Raw genomic sequence first — 23,716 nt, forward strand, 5'->3', positions numbered from 1 at the left:
CTCAGCTCGACGGCCCCGTTGTCCTTGGCGGGGTTTTCGGGGCGGGCGAACCGCGTCGCGCAAGCGTCAGTCTCCCCGGGTAGTCCCGGACGCCGGACGCCGGGGTCTACGGGATGATCGTTTGCATGCCCCGCCGCCCGCCTTCGATCCCCCTGCCGACGTGACCGAGCCCGCGCCCTCGCATTTCCGTCACTGGCCGCCCGGCCAGCCCCGGCACCTGACGCTACCGCGCACCCACCTCTTCCACAACGTGGAGGTGTCCGCGGCGCGGTTCCCGGACAAGCCCTGCCTGATCTTCTACGACAGCGTCCTGACCTACGCCGACCTGCTGGCGCAGACCGAGCGGCTGGCCGGCTGGCTGCAGCGCGAAGGCGGCGTGCGCCCCGGCGACCGGGTGCTGCTGGACGCGCAGAACTCGCCGCAGTGGGTGCTGGCCTACTACGCCATCCTGCGCGCCGACGCGGTGGTGGTGCCCGTCAACCCGATGAACCGCTGCGACGAGCTGCGCCACGTCGTGGCCGACGCCGGTGCGCGCATCGCCCTCGTCGCGCAGGACCTGCTGGCCGAGGTGCTGCCGCTGCTGGACGAGGCCGCGGCCACCGGTGACGGCAGCGAGGGCCTGCAGCGCGTCGTCGCCATCACCTACAGCGACCACCTCACCGCCGCCACCGACCTGGCCGTGCCGCCCTTCGTCGCCGCGCCGCGCAACCTGCCCCAGCGGCCGGACGTCACCGCCTGGGCCGACGCGATGGCCGCGGGCCACGTGCCGGAACCGTACCACGCCGGGCCGGACGACCTGGCGGTGATGCCCTACACCTCCGGCACCACCGGCCAGCCCAAGGGGTGCATGCACACGCACCGCTCGGTGATGAGTACCGCGGTCGGCGGCGTGCACTGGTTCGGCCGCACGCAGGACTGGGTGGCGCTGTCGGTGCTGCCCTTCTTCCACGTCACCGGCATGTCCGGCGGCATGAACGGGCCGATCTACGCCGGCGGCACCGTGGTCCTGCTGCCGCGCTGGGACCGCGACGCCGCGGCGCAATGCATCCAGCGCTACCGGGTCATGACCTGGCAGGCCATCTCGACGATGGTGATCGACTTCGTCAACCACCCGCGCATCGGCGACTACGACCTGTCCAGCCTGGTGGGCATCCGCGGCGGTGGCGCGGCGATGCCGGCGGCCATCTGCGCCAAGCTCAAGGCGCTGACCGGCCTGGACTTCGTCGAGGGCTACGGCATGAGCGAAACGATGGCCGCCACCCACATCAACCCGCCGCAGCGGCCCAAGCCGCAGTGCCTGGGCGTGCCGGTCTACGACGTGGACGCCCGCATCATCGACCCGGTCACGCTCACCGAGGTGGCGCCCGGCGAGCCCGGCGAGATCGTCGTGCACGCCCCGCAGGTGATGACCGGCTACTGGCGCCAGCCGCAGGCCACGGCCGAGGCCTTCCTGGAGATCGACGGCCGGCGCTTCCTGCGCACCGGCGACCTGGCGCGGGTCGATGAGGACGGCTACTTCTTCATGACCGACCGCCTCAAGCGCATGATCAACGCCAGCGGCTTCAAGGTCTGGCCGGCGGAGGTGGAGGCGCTGCTGTACCACCACCCGGCCGTCCAGGAGGCCTGCGTGATCGGCGCGCGCGATGCGCGCCGCGGCGAGACGGTCAAGGCGATCGTGGTGCTGAAAGCTGGCGCCGAGCCGCCCGACGCCGAGGCGCTGATGCACTGGTGCCACGACCACATGGCCGCCTACAAGGTGCCGCGCATCGTCGACTTCGTGACCGCGCTGCCCAAGTCCGGCAGCGGCAAGGTGATGTGGCGCGAGCTGCAGGAGCAGCAGGCCCGACGCGACGGCGAAGCGGCCGGCGCCTGAATTCCTACCGAGGACCTCATGACCCACACTTCCAGCAACAACGCCAGCGATAACGCCAGCGACACCGCCAGCGACACCCGCAGCTACACCCTCGCCGAACTGCCCGCCCTGGTCGGCCAGGTGCTCGGCGCCAGCCCCTGGATTCAGATCGACCAGGCCCGCATCGACGCCTTTGCCCATGCCACCGGCGACCTGCAGTGGATCCATGTCGACCCGGCGCGCGCCGCGGCCGGGCCGTTTGGCACGACCATCGCGCACGGCTTCCTGACGCTGTCGCTGCTGCCCTGGATGGGAGAGGCCGCCTTTGCGATCAGCGACCAGCGCATGGGCGTCAACTACGGCCTGAACAAGGTGCGCTTCCCGGCCCCGGTGCCGGTGGGCAGCCGGCTGCAGGGCGAGTTCCGCCTCACCGCCTGCGAGCCGGTGGACCACGGCGGGCTGCAGCTCACCGCCGAGGTGACGATCCGCCGCGAGGGCTCGGCCAAGCCGGTCTGCGTGGCCGAGTCGGTGTCGCGGCGTTATCCCTGATCGCACCCTGAGTGCCCCCTGAGCCTGAACCGAGGAGACAGACGATGAACATGTTCACCCGCCGTGGGGCACTGACCGCCCTGGCCGTCACCGCCGCTACCACCGCCAGCCTCGCGCCGCTGGCCTCCGCCCAGGCGCAGGCCTTCCCGAGCAAGCCGATCACGCTGATCGTGCCCTGGCCGGCCGGCGGCTCCACCGACCGCCACCTGCGCGGCCTGGCCGAGATCGCCAGCCGCCACCTGGGCCAGCCCATCGTGGTGGAGAACAAACCCGGCGGCGGCGGCACGCTGGGCCCGGGCACGATGGCACTGAACGCCCGGCCCGACGGCTACACCATTGCCCAGTACCCGCTGGGCATGCTGCGCATCCCGCACATGCAGAAGACGGCCTGGCATCCGCTCAACGACTTCAGCTTCATCATCGGCGTCACCGGCTACACCTTCGGCTTCGTGGTGAAGGCCGATTCGCCCTACAAGAGCTTCAACGACTACATCGCCGCGGCGCGCCAGCAGCCCGGCAAGATCGACTACGGCTCCACCGGCCAGGGCACCAGCCCGCACCTGCTGATGGAGGAGCTCGCCGACGCCGCCAAGGTCGAGCTCAACCACGTGCCCTACAAGGGCAACGCCGACCTGATGCAGGCGGTGCTCGGCGGCCACGTGATGGCCGGCAGCGACGCCACCGGCTGGGACAAGCTGGTCGACGCCGGCCAGATGCGCGTGCTGCTGACCTTCGGTGAACAGCGCACCCAGCGCTGGCCCAACGTGCCGACCGCCAAGGACCTGGGCTACAACGTGGTCTCCACCTCGCCCTACGGGCTGGTGGGCCCCAAGGGCATGGACCCGGCGGTGGTCCGCAGCCTGCACGATGCCTTCAAGAAGGCGATGGACGACCCCAAGCACCTGGAGCTGCTCGGCCAACTCAACCAGGCGCCCTGGTACAAGAGCCCGGAAGACTACCGTGCCTGGGCGCAGGCCACCTTTGCCAAGGACCGTGCGCTGATCGAGCGCCTGGGGCTGGCCGCCAAGTGAGCGTCGGTGCCACTGCCGGCGATCCGGACTTCCGCCCGATCGGCGCGCTGATCGCTGACCACGCGCGCGCCCACGCCCGCGCCCGGCCGGATCAGCCGGCGCTGGTGATGGGCGATGAGCGCCTGAGCTGGGCGGCGCTGGATGCGCTGATGGACCGTGTCGCCGCCTCGTTGCAGCGCGACGGCCTGCGCCCCGGTGACGCCCTCGTGCTGGCCGGCGGCATGTCGCCGCGGCTGATGGCCGTCTTCCTCGGCGCGCTGCGCGCCGGCGTGGTGGTGGCGCCGCTGGCCTGCTCGGTGACGCCGGCGGTGTTCGCAGCGATGCGGCGGGACGCCGACCCGAAGCGCCTCTTCGTCGACGCCCAGGCCGAGCCGTTGCTGGCTGCGGAGGACCAGGCTGCCTGCATCGCGCTGGACGGCGAGGCGCCCGGCACGCCCTTCGAGCGCTGGCTGCTGCCCGAGGGCGCCCGGCCGACGCCGGTGGCGATCCGTCCCGAGGACCCCTTCAACATCATCTACAGCTCCGGCACCACCGGCACGCCCAAGGGCATCGTGCAGCCGCACGGCATGCGCTGGCTGCACATCCAGCGCGGCGCCAGGTACGGCTACGGGCCGGACACGGTGACGCTGCTGTCCACGCCGCTGTACTCCAACACCACGCTGGTGGTGGCCTTCCCGACGCTGGCCTTCGGCGGCACGGTGAACCTGCAGCCCAAGTTCGACGCCGGCGCCTGGCTGGCGATCGCCGAGCGCGAACGCGTCACCCACGCCATGCTGGTGCCGGTGCCGGTGCAGGTCCGCCGGCTGCTGGGCCACCCGGATTTCGACCGCCGCGACCTCTCGGCCTTCCAGGTCAAGTTCTGCACCAGCGCGCCCTTCGCCGCCGAGGTCAAGGCCGAGGTGCTGCGCCGCTGGCCCGGCGGCCTGGTCGAGTTCTACGGCATGACCGAGGGCGGCGGCACCTGCATCCTGGACGCCCACCTGCATCCGGACAAGCTGCACACCGTCGGCCGCCCGGCCGAGGGCCACGACATCCGCCTGATCGACGAGGCCGGCGTGGAGCTGCCGCCCGAGCGCTGTCTGACGGAAGGTGGTGAGGTGGTGGGCCGCTCCGGCGCGATGATGGCCGGCTACCACGGCCGCCCCGAGCTCACCCGCGAGGCCGAGTGGTTCTCGCCCGAGGGCCTGCGCTTCATCCGCACCGGCGACATCGGCCGCTTCGACGCTGACGGGTTCCTCACCCTCTTCGACCGCCGCAAGGACATGATCATCTCCGGCGGCTTCAACCTCTACCCCAGCGACCTGGAGGCCGAGCTGCGCCGCCACCCCGCGGTGGTCGAGGCCGCGGTGGTGGGCGTGCCCAGCGCCGAGTGGGGCGAGACGCCGGTGGCCTTCGTCGAACGCCGTGCGGGCGATCCGACCACCGGGGCGGAGCTGCGCGACTGGCTCAACGCGCGCGTCGGCAAAACCCAGCGGCTGAGCGAGCTGCGCTTCGTTGACGAGTTGCCCCGCAGTGCCATCGGCAAGCTGCTCAAGCGCGAGCTGCGTGAGCGCTGGACTGGGCAGAGCTGAGCAGCGCGGGTCAACCCGCCAGGTCGAGCTCCAGCGCCAGCAGCTCGCCGATGGTCTGGCGGCGGCGGATCAGGCGGTCGTGGTCGCCGTCCACCAGCACCTCGGGGATCAGCGGGCGGCTGTTGTAGTTGCTGGACATGCTCGCGCCGTAGGCCCCGGCGTCGTGGAACACCAGCAGGTCGCCCACCTCGGCCTGCGGCAATTGACGCGACAGCACCACGCCGCCTTCACCCTGGGTGAACACGTCGCCCGACTCGCACAGCGGGCCGGCCACCACGGTGGGCCGCATCGGGCGGGCGCTGTCGTCGTGCGGCAGCAGGCTGATGCCGTGGTGCGCGCCGTACATGCTCGGGCGCATCAGGTCGTTGAAGCCCGCGTCCACCAGCGCGAAGTGGTTGGCGCCCACGTCCTTGGTGGCGCGCACCTCGGCCACCAGCAGGCCGGATTCGGCCACCAGGTAGCGCCCCGGCTCCAGCTCCAGGTGGATGGCGTGGCCGCGTGCGGCGGCGATCTCCCGGCGCGCCGCGTCCCACAGCCCGTGGTAGTGCGCGGTGTCGATGCGCGCGTCGCCCACCCGGTAGGGGATCGACAGCCCGCCGCCGGCGGAGATGGCCTCGATCGGCAGGTCCACCCGCGCGGCCAGCGCCACCATCGCCTGGCAGACCTGCTGCAGGTGGCCGTAGTCCACGCCCGAGCCGATGTGCATGTGCAGGCCCACCAGCGTCAGGCCGGTGCTGCGGATCACGTCCAGCGCGGCGGGCAGGTCGGCATGCCAGATGCCGTGCTTGCTGTGCTCGCCGCCGGTGTTGGTCTTGTTGCTGTGACCGTGGCCGAAACCCGGGTTGATGCGCAGCCACACCCGGTGGCCCGGGTTCACCTGGCCGAGTTGGCGCAACATGTCGATCGAGCCGGCGTTGACCGGAATCGCCTGCTCCACCACCTTGGCCAGCGTGGCGGCGTCCAACAGGTCGGCGGTGAAGACGATCTCCGAGGCCACACCGGCTGGGCTGCCGCCACGGAATCCGGCCGCCAGCGCCCGCTCGATCTCGCCCAGCGAGACGGCATCCACCACCACGCCCTGCTCGCGCATCAGCCGCAGCAGGTGGATGTTGGAGTTGGCCTTCTGCGCGAAGCGCACCGTGTCGAAAGCCTTCAGCGCGGCGATGCGGCTGCGGATCGTCGCGGCGTCATAGACCCACAGCGGCGTGCCGTGCTGCCGGGCGAGGGCGCGCAGGCGGTCGGTGGCGATGGGCAGGGGCTTCGGGGTGTGCGGCATGGCTTGGACTTCGTGAATCGTCGAATGGCCCGATGCTGCCGCAGCCGGGTCATTTGATCCAGTTCCAGTTCTTATGCCATCGATTCATTCTTGATATGCTGGCCGCGTGAGGCTCACCCACCGCCAGATCGAAGTTTTCCGCACCCTGATGCTGACCGGCCACGCCACCCGCGCGGCCGAGCGGCTGCATACCTCGCAGCCCACCGTCAGCCGCGAGCTGGCGCGGCTGGAGCAGGTGCTGGGCATGGCGCTGTTCGACCGCGTCGCCGGCCGTCTGCGCCCCACCGCCCGGGCGCTGGCGCTGCAGGAGGAGGTGGAGCGCTCCTTCGTCGGGCTGGAGCGCATCGCCGCCACCGCCGCCTCGCTGCGCGACTTCGCCGAAGGCCGCCTGGCGCTGGCCTGCCTGCCGGCGCTGTCGCATGCCCTGTTGCCAGATGCGGTGCGCCGCTTCGTCGCCGCGCACCCGCGCGCCGGGGTGTGCATCCGCGCGCAGGAGTCGCCCCTGCTGGAGCGCGAACTGAGCGAGCAGCGCCACGACCTGGGCCTGACCGAACGCCGCCAGGCCCCACCCGCCACCCGCAGCCGCCTGCTGCTGGAGGCCGACGAGGTGGGGGTGCTGCCCGCCGGCCACCCGCTGCTGGTGCGCCCCCGCCTGACCCCGCAGGACTTCGCCGCCCAGCCCTTCATCAGCTTCGCCCCGGCCGACCCCTACCGCCAGATCGTCGACGCCCTGTTTGCCGAAGCCGGCGTGACCCGCCAACTCGCTCTCGAAGCCGACAGCGCTGCCGCCTGCTGCGCCCTCGTCCGCCAGGGCCTGGGCGTGGCCATCGTCAACCCGCTGACGGCCCTCGAATGGTCCGGCGCCGGCCTGCAGCTGCGCCCCCTGACGATGCGCGTGCCCTTCAGCGTTGCGCTGGTCGAGCCGACGCTGCGCGTGGAGCATCCGCTGCGGGCGGCCTTTGTGGCGGCGCTGGAGGAGGAGGCGGGGGAGTTGCGGGAGCGGCTGGGGTCGGCGGTCGGGGCTTGATGTCGTTCCGAAGGATCCCGAGGAACCGGGGTCAGCAAGCTGATCGGTGACGTGGAAATGGGGTAGTCATTGAATTATTGGGGTAATTTAGCGCATGGATACCCCAATCGACAGTAGTATGCCCCCAATTGTTCCCGTACGGATGCTGCTGTATGCAATCACTCTCGCCAGACTACCTCGCCAAGCTGCGCTTCGACACACAGCAGTTGGCGACGCTGCGCGCTCTGGGTGAATACAGGGGTAAGCAGCTGCTCTTCGTGGCGCAGTCGCCCGAGGTCTTGAGCGATCTGCGGCAGGTGGCCGTTGTCGAGTCCACCGAGTCGTCGAACCGCTTGGAGGGGGTGGTCGTTGCTGCGCATCGGCTCAAGTCATTGGTGCTCAAGAACGCCAACCCGCAAAGCCGTTCCGAGCAGGAAGTGGCGGGCTATCGCGATGCCCTGGGGCTGATCCACGAAAGCGGCGAGCAGATGCCGTTCTCGGAGGGCACTGTCCTGCAGCTCCACGGCATGTTGTACCGCTACATGCCGCAACCGGGCGGGCACTGGAAGGCCACGAACAACGACATCGTCGAGCGTCACCCCGATGGCAGCACGCGCATCCGCTTTCGTCCAGTCGCTGCGCATCTCACGCCCATCGCGATGGCGGACCTGATCGCGCGGTACCGCTCGGCGCTGGATCAGCACCTGGCAGACCCCTTGGTGCTGGTGCCGCTCGCCATCCTCGACTTCCTGTGCATCCATCCATTCCCGGATGGCAACGGCCGCATGGCACGACTGCTGACCCTGCAGTTGCTCTATCACTTCGGCTATGCAGTGGGCCGCTTCATCAGCCTGGAGCGCATCTTCGAGGAGTCGAAAGAGAGCTACTACGAAACGTTGGAGGCCAGCTCCCAGGGCTGGCACGAGGCGGGTCATAACATTGCCCCGTGGCTCGACTACTTCTGGGGGGCTCTACTGCGTGCCTACAAGGAGTTCGAAGAGCGCGTGGGCACCATTGAGCGCGGGCGGGGCGCCAAAGGCGACCGTGTCCGCTCAGAGGTTCTCAAGCGCCAACTTCCCTTCTCCATCTCGGAGATCGAGGAAGCCTGCCCTGGCATCAGCCGCGACATGGTGCGGGTGATCTTGCGTGCGATGAAGGCCGAGGGATTGATCGCCCCCAATGGCAAGGGGCGTGCCGCCAAGTGGATCAAGTTGGCACCAAGCTCTCAAAGCCTGGGTCTGAACAGCGATCCATGGATCGTCGAAACCAAGCAGAGGGAGGGAGCGAAAAATGACAAAAACTGAGGCGCAAACCCGATCGGAACTGATCGACCAGCAACTTGCCTCGGCAGGCTGGGACCTGAAAGATCCGACCCAGGTGGTTGAGGAATTTGACATTCTTACTGCCTTGCCCGATGGGGTAGCGGAACCGCGCACGCCCTATGAGGGCCACCAATTCAGCGATTACGTACTGCTCGGCAAACACCGCAAGCCGCTGGCAGTGATCGAGGCCAAAAAGACCAGCCGCGATGCCGCCATCGGCCGCGAGCAAGCGAAGCAGTACTGCTACAACATTCAGAAGCAGCTAGGTTGCGAGTTGCCGTTCTGCTTCTACACCAACGGTCACGAGCTCTATTTCTGGGATCTAGAGAACGCGCCGCCGCGCAAGGTGGTCGGCTTTCCCACCCGCAACGATCTGGAGCGCTTTGCCTACATCCGCCGCAATCGCAAGCCGTTGACGCAGGAGTTCATCAACACCTCGATTGCCGGCCGCGACTATCAGATCCGTGCGATTCGCTCAGTGCTCGACGGCATCGAGCAGAAACGACGCAACTTCCTCCTGGTGATGGCCACCGGCACCGGCAAAACGCGAACTTGCATTGCCATGGTCGATGCCTTGATGCGCGCCGGGCATGCAGAAAAGGTGCTGTTTCTTGTGGACCGCATCGCATTGCGAGAGCAGGCGTTGGCTGCCTTCAAGGAGCACATGCCCAACGAGCCGCGCTGGCCGAATGTGGGCGAAAAGCTGATTACGACGGATCGCCGTGTGTACGTCGCCACCTACCCGACGATGCTGAACATCATTCGGGACAAGGCGCAGTCCCTCTCGCCGCACTTCTTCGATTTCATCGTCGTCGACGAGAGCCATCGATCCATCTACAACACCTTCGGCGAAGTCCTCGACTACTTCAAGGCCATCACGCTGGGCCTGACGGCCACGCCAACCGACATCATCGACCACAACACCTTCCAGCTTTTCCATTGCGAAGACGGCATTCCCACGTTTGCCTACACCTATGAAGAAGCCGTGAACAACCTGCCGCCCTACCTCTGCAACTTCCAGGTCATGAAGATTCAGACTAAGTTCCAGATGGAAGGCATCAGCAAGCGCACGATTTCCCTGGAAGACCAAAAGAAGCTGATCCTCCAGGGCAAGGAGGTTGAAGACATCAACTTCGAGGGCACTCAGCTTGAAAAGCAGGTGATCAACAAGGGCACCAACACCCTGATCGTCCGCGAGTTCATGGAGGAAGCCATCAAGGACGCCAATGGCGTGCTGCCCGGCAAGACCATCTTCTTTTGCGCCACCAAGGCCCATGCCCGGCGCATGGAAGAAATCTTCGACAAGCTCTACCCGCAACACCACGGTGAGCTGGCCAAGGTGCTGGTGTCAGACGACCCGCGCGTTTACGGCAAAGGCGGCCTGCTCGACCAGTTCACCAACAACGACATGCCTCGCATCGCCATCAGCGTGGACATGCTCGACACCGGCATCGACGTGCGCGAAATCGTCAACCTAGTGTTCGCCAAGCCGGTCTACTCGTACACCAAGTTCTGGCAGATGGTCGGGCGCGGCACACGCCTGCTGGAAACCAGCAAGCCCAAGCCCTGGTGCCTTGAGAAGGATCTGTTCCTGATCCTCGACTGCTGGGACAACTTCGAATACTTCAAGCTCAACCCCAAGGGCAAGGACCTGAAAGCCCAGTTGCCGCTGCCGGTGCGACTGGTGGGCCTGCGCCTCGACAAGATTGAAAAGGCCAATGACAGCGGCCATGCCGACATTGCTGCGCGGGAAATCGCCAAGCTCCGCCTACAGATCAGCGCACTGCCCAACGAGTCGGTGGTGATCAAGGAAGCCGCCGCTGCGCTGGCGCGGCTGGACGACGACAACTTCTGGATCAGTCTCAGCCACCACCGCCTGGAGTTCCTGCGCGCAGACATCAAGCCGCTGTTCCGCACCGTGTCCGAGGCCGACTTCAAGGCCATGCGCTTCGAGCGCGACCTGCTGGAGTACTCGCTGGCCCTTTTGAGCGAAGAAAAAGAACAGGCCGACACCCTCAAGGAAGGCATCGTCGAGCAGATCAGCGAACTGCCGCTCTCCGTCAGCTTCGTCAAGCAGGAAGAGGCCCTGATCCGCGCCGCGCAAACCAGCCACTACTGGGCCAAGGCGGATGAAGACGCCTTCGACGAACTGGTCGCCAAACTCGGCCCCTTGATGAAGTTCCGGGAGGGATCTACCGGCCAAGAGCAGACCCACCTCGATCTGGCCGATGAACTGCATAAAAAGGAATGGGTGGAGTTCGGTCCACAGCACGAGGCGGTCAGCATCACCCGCTACCGCGAAATGGTAGAGAACCTGATTGCCGAACTCACCGTGCACAACCCGGTGCTGCAGAAGATCAAGAACGGCGAGGCAGTGAGCAGCGAAGAGGCCAATGAACTGGCCGAACTGCTGCACGAAGAACACCCGCACATCACCGAAGACCTGCTGCGCCAGGTCTACAGGAACCGCAAGGCGCGCTTCATCCAGTTCATCCGCCACATCCTGGGTATCGAGGTGCTCAGGAGCTTCCCGGACGAGGTCAGCGCAGCCTTCGATCAATTCATCCGCGCCCACACGACGCTCAGCAGCCGGCAGATGGAATTCCTCAATCTGCTGAAGGGCTTCATCATCGAGCGCGAAAAGGTGGAGAAGAAGGACCTGATCAACGCCCCCTTCACGGTCATCCATCCGCAAGGCATCCGTGGCGTGTTCGGCCCAATTGAAATCAACGAGATCCTGCAGTTGACCGAACGGTTGGCTGCCTAAATAACAAGGCACACCATGCTGCAAAACAACCCTGAACTCAAAAGCAAGATCGACCAGCTCTGGAACAAGTTCTGGAGCGGCGGCATCAGCAATCCGCTCACGGCCATCGAACAGATTACCTACTTGTTGTTCATGAAACGCCTCGACGAGCTTGACGCAAAGCGCCAAGCCGATGCGGAATGGGTGGGCACTGAATATCGTTCAAAGTTCAGCGGATTCTGGATACCGCCAGAGTACAGGCAGCAACCGGAACCAGGCCGGTATGCGGTTGACCGGGCTCTGCTGCGCTGGAGCGAATTCAAGAACATGCAGGCTGAAGAGATGCTGCAACACGTGCAGGGCAAGGTGTTTCCCTTCCTCAAGGACCTGAACGGAGCGGAGAGCAAATTCACCCACCATATGCGAAATGCCGTGTTCATCATCCCCAAACCAGCCCTGCTGGTGGAGGCGGTGAAAACCATTGATGACCTCTTCGAGGTCATGGAGCGCGATTCGCGCGAGAACGGCCAGGCATTCCAGGATATCCAGGGCGATGTCTATGAAATGCTTCTCTCAGAAATTGCCACCGCCGGCAAGAACGGCCAGTTCCGCACCCCGCGCCACATCATCAAGCTGATGGCCGACCTGGTGCAGCCGCAACTGGGCCACAAGATTGCCGACCCAGCCTGCGGTTCAGGCGGCTTTCTGCTCGGCGCGTATCAGTACATCGTTACCGAACTGGCGAAAAAAGCGGGTGCCCAAGACCTCAAGCCCGATGAAGACGGTTTCACCCGCACCTCGGTAGCGGCAGCGCTCACCGAAAGGGCGCAGGCCATTCTGGCCAGCTCGCTCTGGGGCTACGACATCGACCAGACCATGGTGCGCCTGGGGCTGATGAACCTGATGATGCACGGCATCGACGAGCCGCACATCGACTACAAGGACACCCTCAGCAAGAGCTACACCGAGGAAGCCGAATACGACATCGTCATGGCCAACCCGCCCTTCACTGGCAGCATCGACAAGGGCGACATCAACGAGCACCTGCAACTGGCCACCACCAAGACCGAGTTGCTGTTTGTCGAGAACATCTACCGCCTGCTCAAGAAGGGCGGCACCGCTTGCGTGATCGTGCCGCAGGGCGTGCTGTTCGGCTCCGGTAGTGCTTTTAAAACCCTGCGCCAGATGCTCGTGGAGCGGTGCGACCTCAAAGCAGTGATCATCCTGCCCAGTGGCGTGTTCAAACCCTATGCTGGGGTCAGCACCGCCATCCTGTTATTCACCAAGGTCTGGGGGCCGAGAGACAGGGTGAGCAAACCCGCCACCGAGCACGTCTGGTTCTACGAAATGGCCGCCGACGGCTATTCGCTGGACGACAAGCGCAGCAAGCAGGAAGGCTACGGCGATCTGCAAGACATCGTCGCCAGATATCACGCCCGCGATGCCGCCACTGACACCGACCGCACCGCCAAATGCTTCATGGTGCCGCGCACCGAGATTGCGGACGAGAAGAACAACTACGACCTCTCGCTCTCACGCTACAAGCAGGATGTCTTCGAGGAGCCGCGCTACGACGCGCCGGGAGTGATTCTGGATCGCCTGATCCAGGCCGAGGTGGGGGATGTAGACGAAGCGGATCTCGCCAATGTGCGAAGCGGCATCGTGCGCGAGCTGCTGGAGTTGAAGGGGATGGTGGGATGAGCTGGACCCCTAAGCCTCTACGTGAACTCTTGGAACAGTCGGGCCGCCACCGTGCTGGCGATCAGGATTTGCCAGTCCTTTCGATCACCATGAAGCATGGCTTGGTCGATCAAGCAGACAAGTTCAAGAAGCGCGTCGCCAGTTCAGACACCTCGAACTATCGTGTCGCATACAAGAACGAATTGGTTGTCGGCTTCCCGATTGATGAAGGTGTCCTCGGATTTCAGACGAAGTATCCAGCAGGAATCGTTAGTCCAGCGTATGACATCTGGACGCTACGAAGCAAAGTCGATTCCCACATCCCCTACCTTGAACGATATTTGCGATCGGCACAGGCAAGGCTTCATATGCCTCGCGCATGCAAGGTGCTGTTGCACGGCGGCGCAGCCTAACAAAAACGGACTTCCTCAACCTGAAAATTCCGTTCCCGCCTCTCGACGACCAAATCCGCATTGCCCATCTGCTCGGCAAAGTGGAAGGTCTAATTGCACAGCGCAAACAACACCTGCAACAACTTGATGACCTGATCAAGAGCATCTTCTTGGGTATGTTTGGAGACCCGGTGCGGAATGAGAAGGGGTGGGATAAGCCAGAGCTAAAGGCCTTCGGCAAGATTTCCACGGGCAATACCCCACCCAGAAATGAACCCGCAAACTACGATGATGATTTCATCGAATGGATCAAGACTGACAACATCACTGGTGATGCTGTTTTCGTCACGCCCTCCACCGAGCATCTTTCTGAAGTTGGTGCGCGAAAGGCGAGAACAGTTACAGCAGGCGCCTTGCTCGTGGCCTGTATCGCAGGCAGCGTCGAATCAATTGGGCGTGCAGCGCTTACGAATAGGATGGTGTCCTTCAATCAGCAGATCAATGCCATTCAGCCTGGCCGAGATGTGTCCCCCCTGTATTTATATGGCTTGTTAAAGTTGTCTCGGGCTTACATACAGAGCCATGCTGCGAAGGGAATGAAGAAGATTCTGACGAAGGGTGACTTCGAGAAGATCACGATGATCAAGCCGCCCTTTGAGCTCCAGAATCAATTCGCTGTAGTCGTCGAAAAAGTCGAAGCCCTCAAGTCCCGCTACCAGCAAAGCCTGACCGACCTCGAAGCCCTCTACGGTGCCCTGAGCCAGCAGGCCTTCAAGGGCGAGCTGGATTTGTCGCGGGTGACCCTGCCTGCCACCTCCATTGAAGGAGAAAAAACCGTGGCCGCTGCCGTGCCTGCACCCATCACCACGCCGGTGATCGAGCTGCCCGACACCGATTTGCTGCTGCCCGCACTGCAAGATCGCACACAGCTGGCGCCGCTGCTGCGTTTCTGGCTGGAGGCCTATCGCACGCAGTTGGGCAGTGCGGCTTTCTCCCTCGAACGCTTCATCGCCGCCGCGCAAGCCCGGCTGGCGGAACTGCACCCGGACAATGATTTCGCACTGGGCGCGAGCGACTACGAACAGATCAAGACTTGGGTGTTCGAGGCGCTGAGCACCGGCAGTCTTGTGCAGGCGATAAACGTCAGCCACTACGACGAAAACACAGGCGAAGCAGTCTCGGGAAACATGATTGAGCTGAAGGCCAATCAGTCATGAAGCTGCTGCGCCTGAAGATCACGGACCCGGACGGTTTCCGCAGCCTGCCTTGCGGTTTTGAGCACCATTTCCGCACCGAGTGGAACTTGCAGGACGAGCTGGCGCAAGCGAACGACTTTGCGCCCTTCGTTTGCGCTGGGCCCAATGGCAGCGGCAAGTCCAACCTGCTCGAAGCGCTGGCAGCCATCTTCTTTCAGCTGGAAGTGCTGCGCGTGCGCCGCAGCTTTTTGCCCGAAGCCTTGCAGGACGAGGCGCCGGATGTTTCTCCCGTAGCCTTTGAACTGGATTACCTGATCCGCGTGCCCGCCGAGTACCGCAGCCCCGACAGCCCGCCGTGGGCGAAGGTGGGTGTGTGGAAGAACGCCGGCGAATCGGTGCGCTTTCTTTGGGAGAACCAAGGCGACTTCAGCACCGATGTGTACGAGGCGTTCAAGGGCGGACACGCCGACATCCTGCTGCCGCAGTACGTGCTGGGCTACTCCTCAGGCGAGAACGAAATCCTCAGTCTGCCGTTTTTCAAAATGCGCTTTGTGCAGTTCGACGAATACTGGACTGCACTGGCCAAAAAGCTGCCGTATCCCGGTCGCCCAGATGCGAGGTTGGCATACCTGGACAGCGGATTCAGTCAGGTCATCCTGTTGTGCAATCTGCTGTTTCAGGATGAGGCCACTTTGCAGCCTTTCCGCGAGGACATTGGCATTGATGAAATCAGGGAATTTCGTATCATCCTGCGCCGGAGTGTTCCAGTCACGCGTCAGCAGCTGGCAGCCTTCACATCGGGTGAATTCATGTTGCCCACTGAGACGGAGGACGGTCGTTTCGCGGATGCCGATGCGGTCTATCTTGACCCCGCCACCGGAGACTATCGTCTCAAGCTGTTGCGAGGCTTAGAGGCGAATGAGCGCACACAAAATACCTCCATCATCGAGAAGCTCAAGCGCTGCGCCACGCTGCATTTCCACGATGATGCCTCGGACACACTGACCCTTGATTACTGGGTCAATGAGCATACCAAGCAGGCCTTCCGCGCCAACTTTGATGATTCGCCTTTGGCCTTGTTCCAGGCACTGCAAGTTCTCCTGGCGCTGAACCTTTACCCGGTTAGCGAATCCCTGAAGGCAGATCTCTATACCTCGACCAGTCACTACGTCAGTGAGACGGTTCCGACCTTGGCGTCCGATGAGCGCGCCATGCGAATTAAGAACTTTTATTTCACAAAACAGGGCGTTGAGAAGCCGATGCTTCTCAAAGAATTGTCGGACGGCGAGCATCAATTGCTTCACAGCCTTGGGCTGTGTTTGCTGTTTCGAGGGACCAACAGCCTGTTCCTGCTCGACGAGCCCGAAACGCATTTCAACCCGGACTGGCGCGCCAACTTCATCAGCCGCTTGCGCCAGTGCCTGCCCGGCAACGGTGAGTTCGCGCAAGAGATGCTGATCACCACCCACACGCCATTCCTGATTTCCGACAGCAAACCGGACAAGGTGCTGGTGTTTGCCAAGGACAAAGCCAGTGGCAAGGTCAGCATCCGCCACCCGGACTACAACACGCTGGGCGCGTCGATCAACAAGATCACCATGAGCACCTTCGGCAAGCGCGAAACCATCGGCGGCCATGCGCAGGCCTTGCTGGAGGCGTTGCGGGCCCGCTTTGAACAGGGCATCGAAGACAAGGAAATCCTGATCACTGAGATTCACCAGCAGCTTGGTGACTCGGTAGAAAAGGTGCTGTTGATCAAGGCCATTCTCGACGGTGATCAGCCTGGAAATAGGGAGGCTCAGGGCTGATGTTGTTTCCGTACACCTATGTCCCGCACCAGATGGAGAAGATGCAGACCTTCATCGACTTCATCTTTTATGAGGTCTGGTGCAAGGCTCCAGTCGGCCTGGTTTTTCATCCTGATCTGTTCGTTGGAAATTCAGACCTAAAGGAGATCATGGCGGAGTTTGGATTCTCTGCAAAGGCGGCAGAGCGGGGGAAGACGTTTTACAAAGACGTGAAAGCGATCTACGAACTATTTGCGCCACTCTCAGCGACGGAGATCGATCAATTCAAGTGTTGGTACCAAGGCAATAACGATCTGGAAAAAGTATGCGCTAATGATCCGGCAACACACGTCGCTCGTTACGCTGACATTGCCATCAATCACAAAGACCTTGCAGCCCAACTTGGCGCATTCTTCAGAGACTTGTACTCGCAGTCGCTTCTAGGACTCGCCGCACTGCGCGCCAAGATCGGTGACATCGACAATCATTACAAGACCTTTGTAAAAATCAACAATACTGGGAAGTGCCCGTTTTGCGGCATGAGCGATTTGCTAGGGCCGAACCACACTCCTCGTGAAGCCTACGATCACTACTTCCCCAAAGCACTTTACCCGTTTAACTCCATCAACTTTCGCAATCTTGTCCCGGCCTGTCATCACTGCAATAGCAGCTACAAAACCAGCAAGGATCCCGCCTATCCGATCAAGGATCCAGCAGGGGCGGTTCATCGCCGTCCGATCTTCTACCCCTACAAGACAACGCCGCATTCCATTGAGCTGCAAATCGACCTGCAGCATGCAGACATTGCCACCGAAGTTCGACACTTTGCGCCCTTTTGGCGAGGCCGATCTCAATCCCGACAAGCACTTGGCGACGTTTTGAGAGAAGGTTTGTAGTGGCACGTTTGCGGAATTCATGTATTGGCACTATCCTGCCTTTTGGCTATACTCGCAGGCCATGTTCATCAAGCTCACGCGGTCCGGTGGACGCAGCTACGCCCAGCTGGTCGAGTCCTTCCGCGATGAGCAAGGCCGCCCGCGGCAGCGCACCCTGGCCACCCTGGGCCGCACCGATGAGATCGGCGGCCAGGTCGATTCGCTGCTGCAGGGCCTGCTGCGCGTGAAGGGTCGCCCTGCCGCGCTGGCCTCGCCGCCCCAGGTGCAGTTCGAGTCCGCGCTGGCCTTGGGCGATGTCTGGGTGCTGCACCAGCTCTGGCACGAGTTGGGCTTTGATCGGCTGCACGCGGTGTTCCGCCGTGCGCGCTACACCACCCCGGTGGAACAGGCCATCCGCGTGATGGTGTTCAACCGGCTTTGTGATGCCGATTCCAAGCTCGGTGCGCTGCGCTGGTTGCAGACAGTGGCGATGCCCGATGTCGATCCCGGGTCGATCACCCACCAGCACCTGCTGCGCAGCATGGACGCGCTGATGGATCACCAGGCCAGCGTGGACGATTGCGTGGCGCAGTTGCTGCGCCCGCTCATCGACGAGCAGTTGTCGGTGGTGTTCTATGACCTGACGACCATCCGGGTCGAGGGGCTGAGCCAGCAACGCGATGACGTGCGCAAGTTCGGCATGTCCAAGGAAGGTGTCGTTGCCCGGCAGTTCCTGCTGGGCGTGGTGCAGACGGCCGATGGCCTGCCGATCTACCACGAGGTGTTCGACGGCAACGCCAGCGAGGGCCCCACGCTCAAGCCCACACTGGAGCGCGTGCTGCAGCGCTACCCGCATGTGAAGCGCCTGGTGGTGGTGGCCGATCGGGGGCTGCTGTCGCTGGACAACCTGCAGATGCTCAGCGAGCTGAAGCTGCCGGGCGATCGGGCACTGGAGTTCATCCTGGCCGTGCCCGGGCGCCGGCATGGGGACTTCGTCGAACTGCTGGCGCCACTGCAGGCCAGGGCTGAAGGCTCAGCCGCCGAGGTGATCGACGAGCTGAGCTGGCAAGGCCATCGCCTGGTGGTGGCGCACAACGCGCAGCAGGCCGCCGATCTCACCCAGCGCCGACGTGATCGCATCACGGCGTTGCAGGTGCGCGCCCAGGCACTGACCGGCAAGCTCGACGAACAGGACGCCGGCCAGAGCCAGCGCGGGCGCAAGCTGTCTGACAGCGGCGCCAAGGCGCGCTTCTTCCACGAGGTGTGCGAGGCGCACTTGGCCAACATCATCCGGGTGGACCTGAAGTCCGAGCTGTTCACCTACGACATCGACCACGTCGCCCAGGCGCGCGCAGAGGCGATGGACGGCAAGCTGCTGCTGGTGAGCAACGTGCATGACCTGAGCGCCCAGCAGATCGTGGCGCGCTACAAGAGCCTGGCTGACATCGAGCGTGGCTTCCATGTGCTGAAGTCCGAGATCGAGATTGCGCCGGTGTTCCACCGGCTGCCCGAGCGCATCCGCGCGCACGCCAGCATCTGCTTCATGGCGCTGGTGCTGCACCGGGTGATGCGCCAGCGCTTGAGGCTGGCCGGCAGCCCCCTGTCGCCCGAGGCCGCGCTGCAGCAGCTGCGCCGCGTCCAGCGTCACCAAGTGCGCATCGACGGCGCCGAGCCCATCGCCGGCATCTCCACCATCCACCAGGACCAGGCTGACACCCTGGATGCACTCAAGATCAAGAAACCCAGCCTCGACGCCCAAATGTCCCTGCTGTAGTGGCGCGCCGCAAGGTCGCCACTAAGCAAATCAAGGACTTGGCGAGGTTGGTGTCGAACTTCGGTTGCCAGGCTGCACCCGGCAGACATCGCCCTGCAATTTGGCCCTGCGGCCGTCGCACAGGAGATTGACACGTGGAAGGACGTGTACGGCATCGAAGAGCGCTACAAGTTGAAGCTTTGTACAGAAAGTGATGGAAAGGCGTGGCTCACGCAAGTGCTGGATGAATGGAAAGAGCTCGGGAAAGATCCTCAAGATTTTCTCCAGACGTTGGCGTTCAACACCGGAAAACGCCCATTCACCGACTGCAATTTCCTTAAGAAGCCTTTTCTCGATGCCTGCCAAAGGAGGGGAATTTTCTGACGAGTAGATAAAGGTATGAGCAGTGCGGGCACAGGGTATTTTCAAGGCGCCATTTGGTTCGTGAGTAGGGCCTCAAGCAGGGTCCGTCGGACGTTTCCGGTGGATTTGACCAGAGTTTGATTTGACTTCTTCGGCGGACGATTGCAGTAAGCGCGCCGCGCCACGCGTGGCGGTGTAATGCAAGAAGAATATGGCCAACGTGGCCAACTTGACCAAGTTGGTCAGAGTTCGCTATCGTTTGCCACCAGTCTCATTCAGGCAGTCTGCAGGTGGCGCCATGCAAGTCAACATCCTCGAAGCCAAGAGCCAGCTTTCGCAGCTGATCAAGTCTGCGCAGGCCGGTGAAGAGGTGGTGATCGCCAACCGGGGGGAACCGGTGGCGCGGTTGGTGCCGATCGGGGCGCCGACGGGGCGGCCTGTGCCACGGCTGGCCACGGCCCGCGAGTGGGCGCCGCGGCAGCCCGGCGGCGTGGCGCAGTGGCTGGAGGCGCATCCGCTGCCAGCCTACCTGCGGCGCAGCGCGCAGGAAATCGACGCGGCCATCCAGGAAGAGCGGGACGCCTGGGAGTGAGCCGGTGATCTACCTGGACGCCTGCATCCTGATCTACGCCTGCGAAGACCACCCGGCCTACAGTGCCGTCGTTCGGGCAGCGCTGGCAAACCGCGCCGAGGAGTGCTTTGCCCTGTCGCCGCTGACCCGCATGGAATGCCTGGTCAAGCCGATGCGCACCGGCAATCTCGCGTTGCAGCGCCACTACGAGGCGTTCTTTGATCGCTTCGTCTGGCTGCCGGTGGACGACGAGGTGTTCGCGCAGGCCACCCAGTTGCGCGCCCGGCATGGCCTGAAAACGCCGGATGCACTGCACATGGCCTGCGCGCAGCTCCACGGCTGTGACGAACTCTGGACGAACGACGACCGGCTGGCCCAGGCGGGTCACGGCCTGGCGGTGAACCTGCTGCGCGGCCCCGCCGCGTCATGATGTCGCCCTTCGACCGGATCCCCCGGTCGATGCAACCGGAACCCGCACCATGGTGCTGCTTGAATTTTCGATCGCCCCGACGGGGCAGGGCGAAAGCCTCAGTGCCCACGTGGCGCGGGTGATCGACCTCATCGACCGCAGCGGGCTGCCCTATCAGCTCACGCCGATGGGCACGATCCTCGAAGGGGAGTGGGCCGAGGTGATGGGCGTGGTGACGCAGTGCTTCGAGCTGATGGCGGCGGAGTTTCCGCGCGTGGGCCTGCACCTGAAGGTGGACTACCGCGCCGGCCCGGGCGGGCGGTTGAAGGCGAAGACGGCCAAGGTGGAGCAGCACCTGGGGCGCAAGCTGAGCGTCTGAATCAGCGATCCGCGGTGGAGCCCCGCATGAGCGCGGGGCAGCGGACAATCCGCCGCCCCGCCAACGCCCGACTGCCTGAACGTGACCGCTCCCACCGCTCTCACCGCTTCTTCCGCTTCCCTGGCCCCACTGAACCTGCAAGCCGCCATCGTCGACCTCGACGGCACGATGGTGGACACGATTGGCGACTTTGTCGTTGCGCTCGGCCTCACGCTGGGCGAGCTGGGCCTGCCGGCGGTGGAGCGGGCCTTTGTCGAGCGCACCGTCGGCAAGGGCAGCGAGCACCTGTTGCGCTGCACGCTGGCCCATGTCGGTGGCGACGCGGCGCTGTATGACGCTGCCTGGGCGGCCTACCAGCGCCACTACCTGGTGATCAATGGGCAGCACTCGGCTGTGTACCCGGGCGTGGTCGAGGGCCTGCAGCAGCTGCGCGCCGCCGGACTGCGGCTGGCCTGCCTGACCAACAAGCCGACCGCCTTTGCCCGCCCGCTGCTGGCGGCCAAGGGGCTGGATGGCTATTTCGAGGTGGTGTTTGGCGGCGATGCCTTTGCGCGCAAGAAGCCGGACCCGCTGCCGCTGCTGGAAACCTGCCGGGCGCTGGGCACGGCGCCGGCGGCCACGCTGATGGTGGGCGACTCGCGCAACGACGCCGAAGCGGCCCACGCGGCCGGCTGCCCGGTCGTGCTGGTGAGCTATGGCTACAACCACGGCGAGCCGATCCGGGACGTTCCGGCCCAGGCTTGCGTGGACCGGCTGGACGAGTTGCTGCGGTCGAGCTAGGGTGGAGCCCTTTCAACCCGCGAGGAAGGAGCGTTCCATGTCCATCAAGCTGTGGGCCGCCGCGTTGGCGGTAGTCACCCTGACGGGCTGCGGCAGCGTGCAGCTCGGTGACAAGACGGTGGAAGCCGAGCTGAAGCAGTTCAAGCCGGTGGCCGGCAAGACCAGCCTGTACGTCTGCCGCGAGCCGGCGATGCTGGTGGCGGCTGGCGTCACGACGCAGGTGATGGTCGACGGCCGTGACATCGGCGCGGTCAAGCCGAACATGTTCGTGCACGCCCTGGTCGAGCCCGGGACGCACGGGGTGGGCATGCGCAACGACGGCATCGCCGGCACGTCCAGCCCCTGGATCAGCATCCAGACGCAGGCCGGCGAGGTGGCCTTCCTCTGGATCGGCGTGACCGGCAAGGGGTTTGGCACCTACACCATCGATCACTTCGAGTCGCCGCAGAAGGGGCGTGACTGCGTGTCCGGCGCGGCCTACTCGGTCAAGGCGAACTGAGCCTGGCGGCGGCTGCCGGGTGAGGGGCTGCGGGGGCGCAGCGCGGGGCTGGAGGCGCCTGTGTGATGCAATTCACGTTGCCGAGCTGGCGTCGTTAATGTGGAAGACACCCAAGCGCGGACGTGTGGCTGCCTGACCTGAGGCTGGTCGGGGCCGCAAGGTCAGCAGGCAAGCGAGTCTCAGGTGGCGGTGGGGGTGGCGATGAAGCCGTGCTTGCGCAGCATTTTGAGCCAGCGCGGGGCGTTGCGCTGGACGTTCAGGGCCTCGTAGTCGACCTCCTTGTCTTGGTAGTGGGTGCCGTTGGCCAACATGGCGTAGACGGTACGCAGCATCTTGTGGGCCAGCGCCACGATGGACTTCTTGTGTCCCTTGCGAATGGCCAGCGCGTCGAACTTGGCCTTGAGCGCGCAGCGGGTACGCGCTGCAGCCTGGGCGAACTCGCACAGCAGCCTTCTGACCCAGGCGTTGCCCTTGCGGATGCGCCCGGTCTTGCGCTTGCCCGCGCTCTCGTTGTTGCCCGGGCAGATGCCCACCCAGCTGGCCAGCCGCTCGGCACTGCCGAAGACGTCCATGTCCGCGCCGATCTCCACCAGCAGCATCGCCGCGCCCTGGATGTCGATACCCGGCAAGGTCTGCAGCAGCTTGAGCTGCGGCTGCCAGGCGCGCAGTCCGTCCAGCAGGTATTGGTCCATGCGGGCGATGCGGGTCTCGATGTGCTCGATGTGCTGCATGATCTCCTGGGCCACGAAGCGGTGCGCGGCGCTGAACTGCTCGGTGCTCAGGGCCTCGAACAACTCGTCCCGGCTGGCCCGAAGGCGCCCCTTTTGATCCAGCACCTCGTACATGGCTTGGCCCGCAATGAGCGCCTTGACCATGGCGCGTGCACTGGCACCGTGGATGTCGCTGACCACCACGTTGATGCGCATGCCCGCATCTACCAGCACCTTGTGCAGCCGGTTCTTCTCGGCGCTGCACATGCCCACGAGCTTCTGCCGCTGACGCGCCACCAGACGAAGCTGGCGCAAGTCCACCGGTGGAATGAACGAGGCGCGCAACAGGCCCGCACGCGCCAGCGTGGCCAGCCACTGCGCATCGGCCATGTCGGTCTTGCGCCCGGGCACAGCTTTGACATGGCGCGCGTTGACCACCCACGCGATGATGCCCACCGCCTCCAGCGCCGCAAACGGGCTCTTCCAGTACACCCCCGTGCTCTCCATCACCACCACCTCGGGCCGAATCTCCAGCGACCATTGCGCCAAGGCACGGCGGTCGCGTCTGAAGGCTCCGAAGTCGCGCTTGGTGACCTCCACTCGGCCATCGTCATGCTCGACCACCGCACAGGCGGTGATCTTGGCCTGGTGTACGTCCAGCGCGATCACGCGTTTGTGCATCGGGGTCAGATCCATTGCCGGGCTCCTGCAGCTTGAACAACAATCACAAGCGTGCGGGCCCGCGCAGGTGCCGCCGACCAACGGCCTGCCGGGACAAAGCCTGGCGGCTCTCTTTAATGTGGGCTGTCGGGCGCCCGGGCTCCGCAAGGAACTCAGCAGCGCCCGCAGGCAATCCTGGGTACGAGTGGTCGGCAGCGGGTCAAGTTAGCGATCGCGGTCGAGTGCCATCAAAATATTGACCGACCTCTACCCGCTCAGGCCCGCACACCCTCAGTGTCTTCCATCATC

At 64.3% G+C, this 23,716-nt stretch carries 21 protein-coding genes; 19 read left to right on the forward strand and 2 right to left on the reverse strand.

The genetic code is table 11. The features are described 5' to 3' along the window. Window positions 1-121 precede the first annotated feature (121 nt). From NGK70_RS04620 to NGK70_RS04635, 4 genes are read left to right on the forward strand one after another with little or no spacing between them, the layout of a single operon-like run. Complete coding sequence (locus tag NGK70_RS04620) at window positions 122-1,873, forward strand: long-chain fatty acid--CoA ligase (RefSeq protein ID WP_428985571.1); 1,752 nt, start codon at window positions 122-124, stop codon at window positions 1,871-1,873. Window positions 1,874-1,891: 18 nt separating this feature from the next. Further along, complete coding sequence (locus NGK70_RS04625; RefSeq protein ID WP_251972199.1) at window positions 1,892-2,401, forward strand: MaoC family dehydratase; 510 nt, start codon at window positions 1,892-1,894, stop codon at window positions 2,399-2,401. 44 nt (window positions 2,402-2,445) lie between these two features. Then, window positions 2,446-3,432 carry a tripartite tricarboxylate transporter substrate binding protein gene (locus NGK70_RS04630; RefSeq protein ID WP_251972200.1) on the forward strand — a complete coding sequence of 329 codons (987 nt, stop codon included), beginning with the start codon at window positions 2,446-2,448 and terminating at the stop codon, window positions 3,430-3,432. After that, a complete protein-coding gene (locus NGK70_RS04635) occupies window positions 3,429-5,003 on the forward strand; it encodes a class I adenylate-forming enzyme family protein (protein WP_428985572.1) in 1,575 nt (524 codons plus the stop codon). The genes NGK70_RS04630 and NGK70_RS04635 overlap by 4 nt, the downstream gene beginning before the upstream one ends. Window positions 5,004-5,013: 10 nt before the next feature. Here NGK70_RS04635 and lysA read toward each other — a convergent pair whose 3' ends face one another. Further along, the gene (gene lysA / locus NGK70_RS04640) at window positions 5,014-6,279 is read right to left on the reverse strand and encodes a diaminopimelate decarboxylase (protein WP_251972201.1); all 1,266 of its coding nucleotides are present in this window, start codon (window positions 6,277-6,279) and stop codon (window positions 5,014-5,016) included. A gap of 106 nt (window positions 6,280-6,385) precedes the next feature. Between lysA and NGK70_RS04645 the strand changes: the two genes are divergently transcribed. The 15 genes from NGK70_RS04645 to NGK70_RS04715 all read left to right on the forward strand — a co-directional run bounded on the left by NGK70_RS04645 (window position 6,386) and on the right by NGK70_RS04715 (window position 22,037). Next, window positions 6,386-7,306, forward strand: coding sequence for a LysR family transcriptional regulator (locus tag NGK70_RS04645; RefSeq protein ID WP_251972202.1), 921 nt, complete (start codon window positions 6,386-6,388; stop codon window positions 7,304-7,306). Window positions 7,307-7,458: 152 nt separating this feature from the next. Beyond that, complete coding sequence (locus tag NGK70_RS04650; protein ID WP_251972203.1) at window positions 7,459-8,589, forward strand: Fic family protein; 1,131 nt, start codon at window positions 7,459-7,461, stop codon at window positions 8,587-8,589. Then, the gene (locus NGK70_RS04655; RefSeq protein WP_251972204.1) at window positions 8,576-11,374 is read left to right on the forward strand and encodes a type I restriction endonuclease subunit R; all 2,799 of its coding nucleotides are present in this window, start codon (window positions 8,576-8,578) and stop codon (window positions 11,372-11,374) included. Before NGK70_RS04650 ends, NGK70_RS04655 begins: the two co-directional genes overlap by 14 nt. A gap of 15 nt (window positions 11,375-11,389) precedes the next feature. Further along, window positions 11,390-13,054, forward strand: coding sequence for a type I restriction-modification system subunit M (locus NGK70_RS04660; RefSeq protein WP_251972205.1), 1,665 nt, complete (start codon window positions 11,390-11,392; stop codon window positions 13,052-13,054). After that, window positions 13,051-13,446 carry a hypothetical protein gene (locus tag NGK70_RS04665; protein ID WP_251972206.1) on the forward strand — a complete coding sequence of 132 codons (396 nt, stop codon included), beginning with the start codon at window positions 13,051-13,053 and terminating at the stop codon, window positions 13,444-13,446. Before NGK70_RS04660 ends, NGK70_RS04665 begins: the two co-directional genes overlap by 4 nt. Further along, on the forward strand, window positions 13,413-14,642 hold the full coding sequence (locus tag NGK70_RS04670) for a restriction endonuclease subunit S (RefSeq protein ID WP_251972207.1): 1,230 nt from the start codon (window positions 13,413-13,415) through the stop codon (window positions 14,640-14,642). Before NGK70_RS04665 ends, NGK70_RS04670 begins: the two co-directional genes overlap by 34 nt. Next, on the forward strand, window positions 14,639-16,429 hold the full coding sequence (locus tag NGK70_RS04675) for a restriction system-associated AAA family ATPase (protein WP_251972208.1): 1,791 nt from the start codon (window positions 14,639-14,641) through the stop codon (window positions 16,427-16,429). The genes NGK70_RS04670 and NGK70_RS04675 overlap by 4 nt, the downstream gene beginning before the upstream one ends. Beyond that, window positions 16,429-17,304, forward strand: a complete 876-nt coding sequence (locus NGK70_RS04680; protein WP_251972209.1) for an HNH endonuclease — start codon at window positions 16,429-16,431, stop codon at window positions 17,302-17,304. Before NGK70_RS04675 ends, NGK70_RS04680 begins: the two co-directional genes overlap by 1 nt. Window positions 17,305-17,365: 61 nt before the next feature. Further along, on the forward strand, window positions 17,366-19,057 hold the full coding sequence (locus NGK70_RS04685) for an IS1634 family transposase (RefSeq protein ID WP_251972210.1): 1,692 nt from the start codon (window positions 17,366-17,368) through the stop codon (window positions 19,055-19,057). A 144-nt stretch (window positions 19,058-19,201) separates the two neighbouring features. After that, the gene (locus NGK70_RS04690) at window positions 19,202-19,420 is read left to right on the forward strand and encodes a hypothetical protein (RefSeq protein ID WP_251972211.1); all 219 of its coding nucleotides are present in this window, start codon (window positions 19,202-19,204) and stop codon (window positions 19,418-19,420) included. Between the two features lie 277 nt (window positions 19,421-19,697). Next, a complete protein-coding gene (locus NGK70_RS04695; protein WP_251972212.1) occupies window positions 19,698-19,991 on the forward strand; it encodes a type II toxin-antitoxin system Phd/YefM family antitoxin in 294 nt (97 codons plus the stop codon). Between the two features lie 4 nt (window positions 19,992-19,995). Continuing rightward, a complete protein-coding gene (locus NGK70_RS04700; RefSeq protein WP_251972213.1) occupies window positions 19,996-20,400 on the forward strand; it encodes a type II toxin-antitoxin system VapC family toxin in 405 nt (134 codons plus the stop codon). Window positions 20,401-20,449: 49 nt separating this feature from the next. Further along, on the forward strand, window positions 20,450-20,758 hold the full coding sequence (locus tag NGK70_RS04705) for an MTH1187 family thiamine-binding protein (RefSeq protein ID WP_251972214.1): 309 nt from the start codon (window positions 20,450-20,452) through the stop codon (window positions 20,756-20,758). 81 nt (window positions 20,759-20,839) lie between these two features. Beyond that, window positions 20,840-21,538, forward strand: coding sequence for a phosphoglycolate phosphatase (gene gph, locus NGK70_RS04710; RefSeq protein ID WP_256490748.1), 699 nt, complete (start codon window positions 20,840-20,842; stop codon window positions 21,536-21,538). A 37-nt stretch (window positions 21,539-21,575) separates the two neighbouring features. Further along, window positions 21,576-22,037, forward strand: a complete 462-nt coding sequence (locus NGK70_RS04715; RefSeq protein ID WP_251972215.1) for a DUF2846 domain-containing protein — start codon at window positions 21,576-21,578, stop codon at window positions 22,035-22,037. 179 nt (window positions 22,038-22,216) lie between these two features. On the opposite strand, the gene NGK70_RS04720 is transcribed toward NGK70_RS04715, so the two are convergent. After that, the gene (locus NGK70_RS04720; protein WP_251969229.1) at window positions 22,217-23,443 is read right to left on the reverse strand and encodes an IS110 family RNA-guided transposase; all 1,227 of its coding nucleotides are present in this window, start codon (window positions 23,441-23,443) and stop codon (window positions 22,217-22,219) included. Window positions 23,444-23,716: the final 273 nt, after the last annotated feature.

Source organism: Sphaerotilus microaerophilus, assembly GCF_023734135.1.
Classification (GTDB): domain Bacteria; phylum Pseudomonadota; class Gammaproteobacteria; order Burkholderiales; family Burkholderiaceae_C; genus Sphaerotilus; species Sphaerotilus microaerophilus.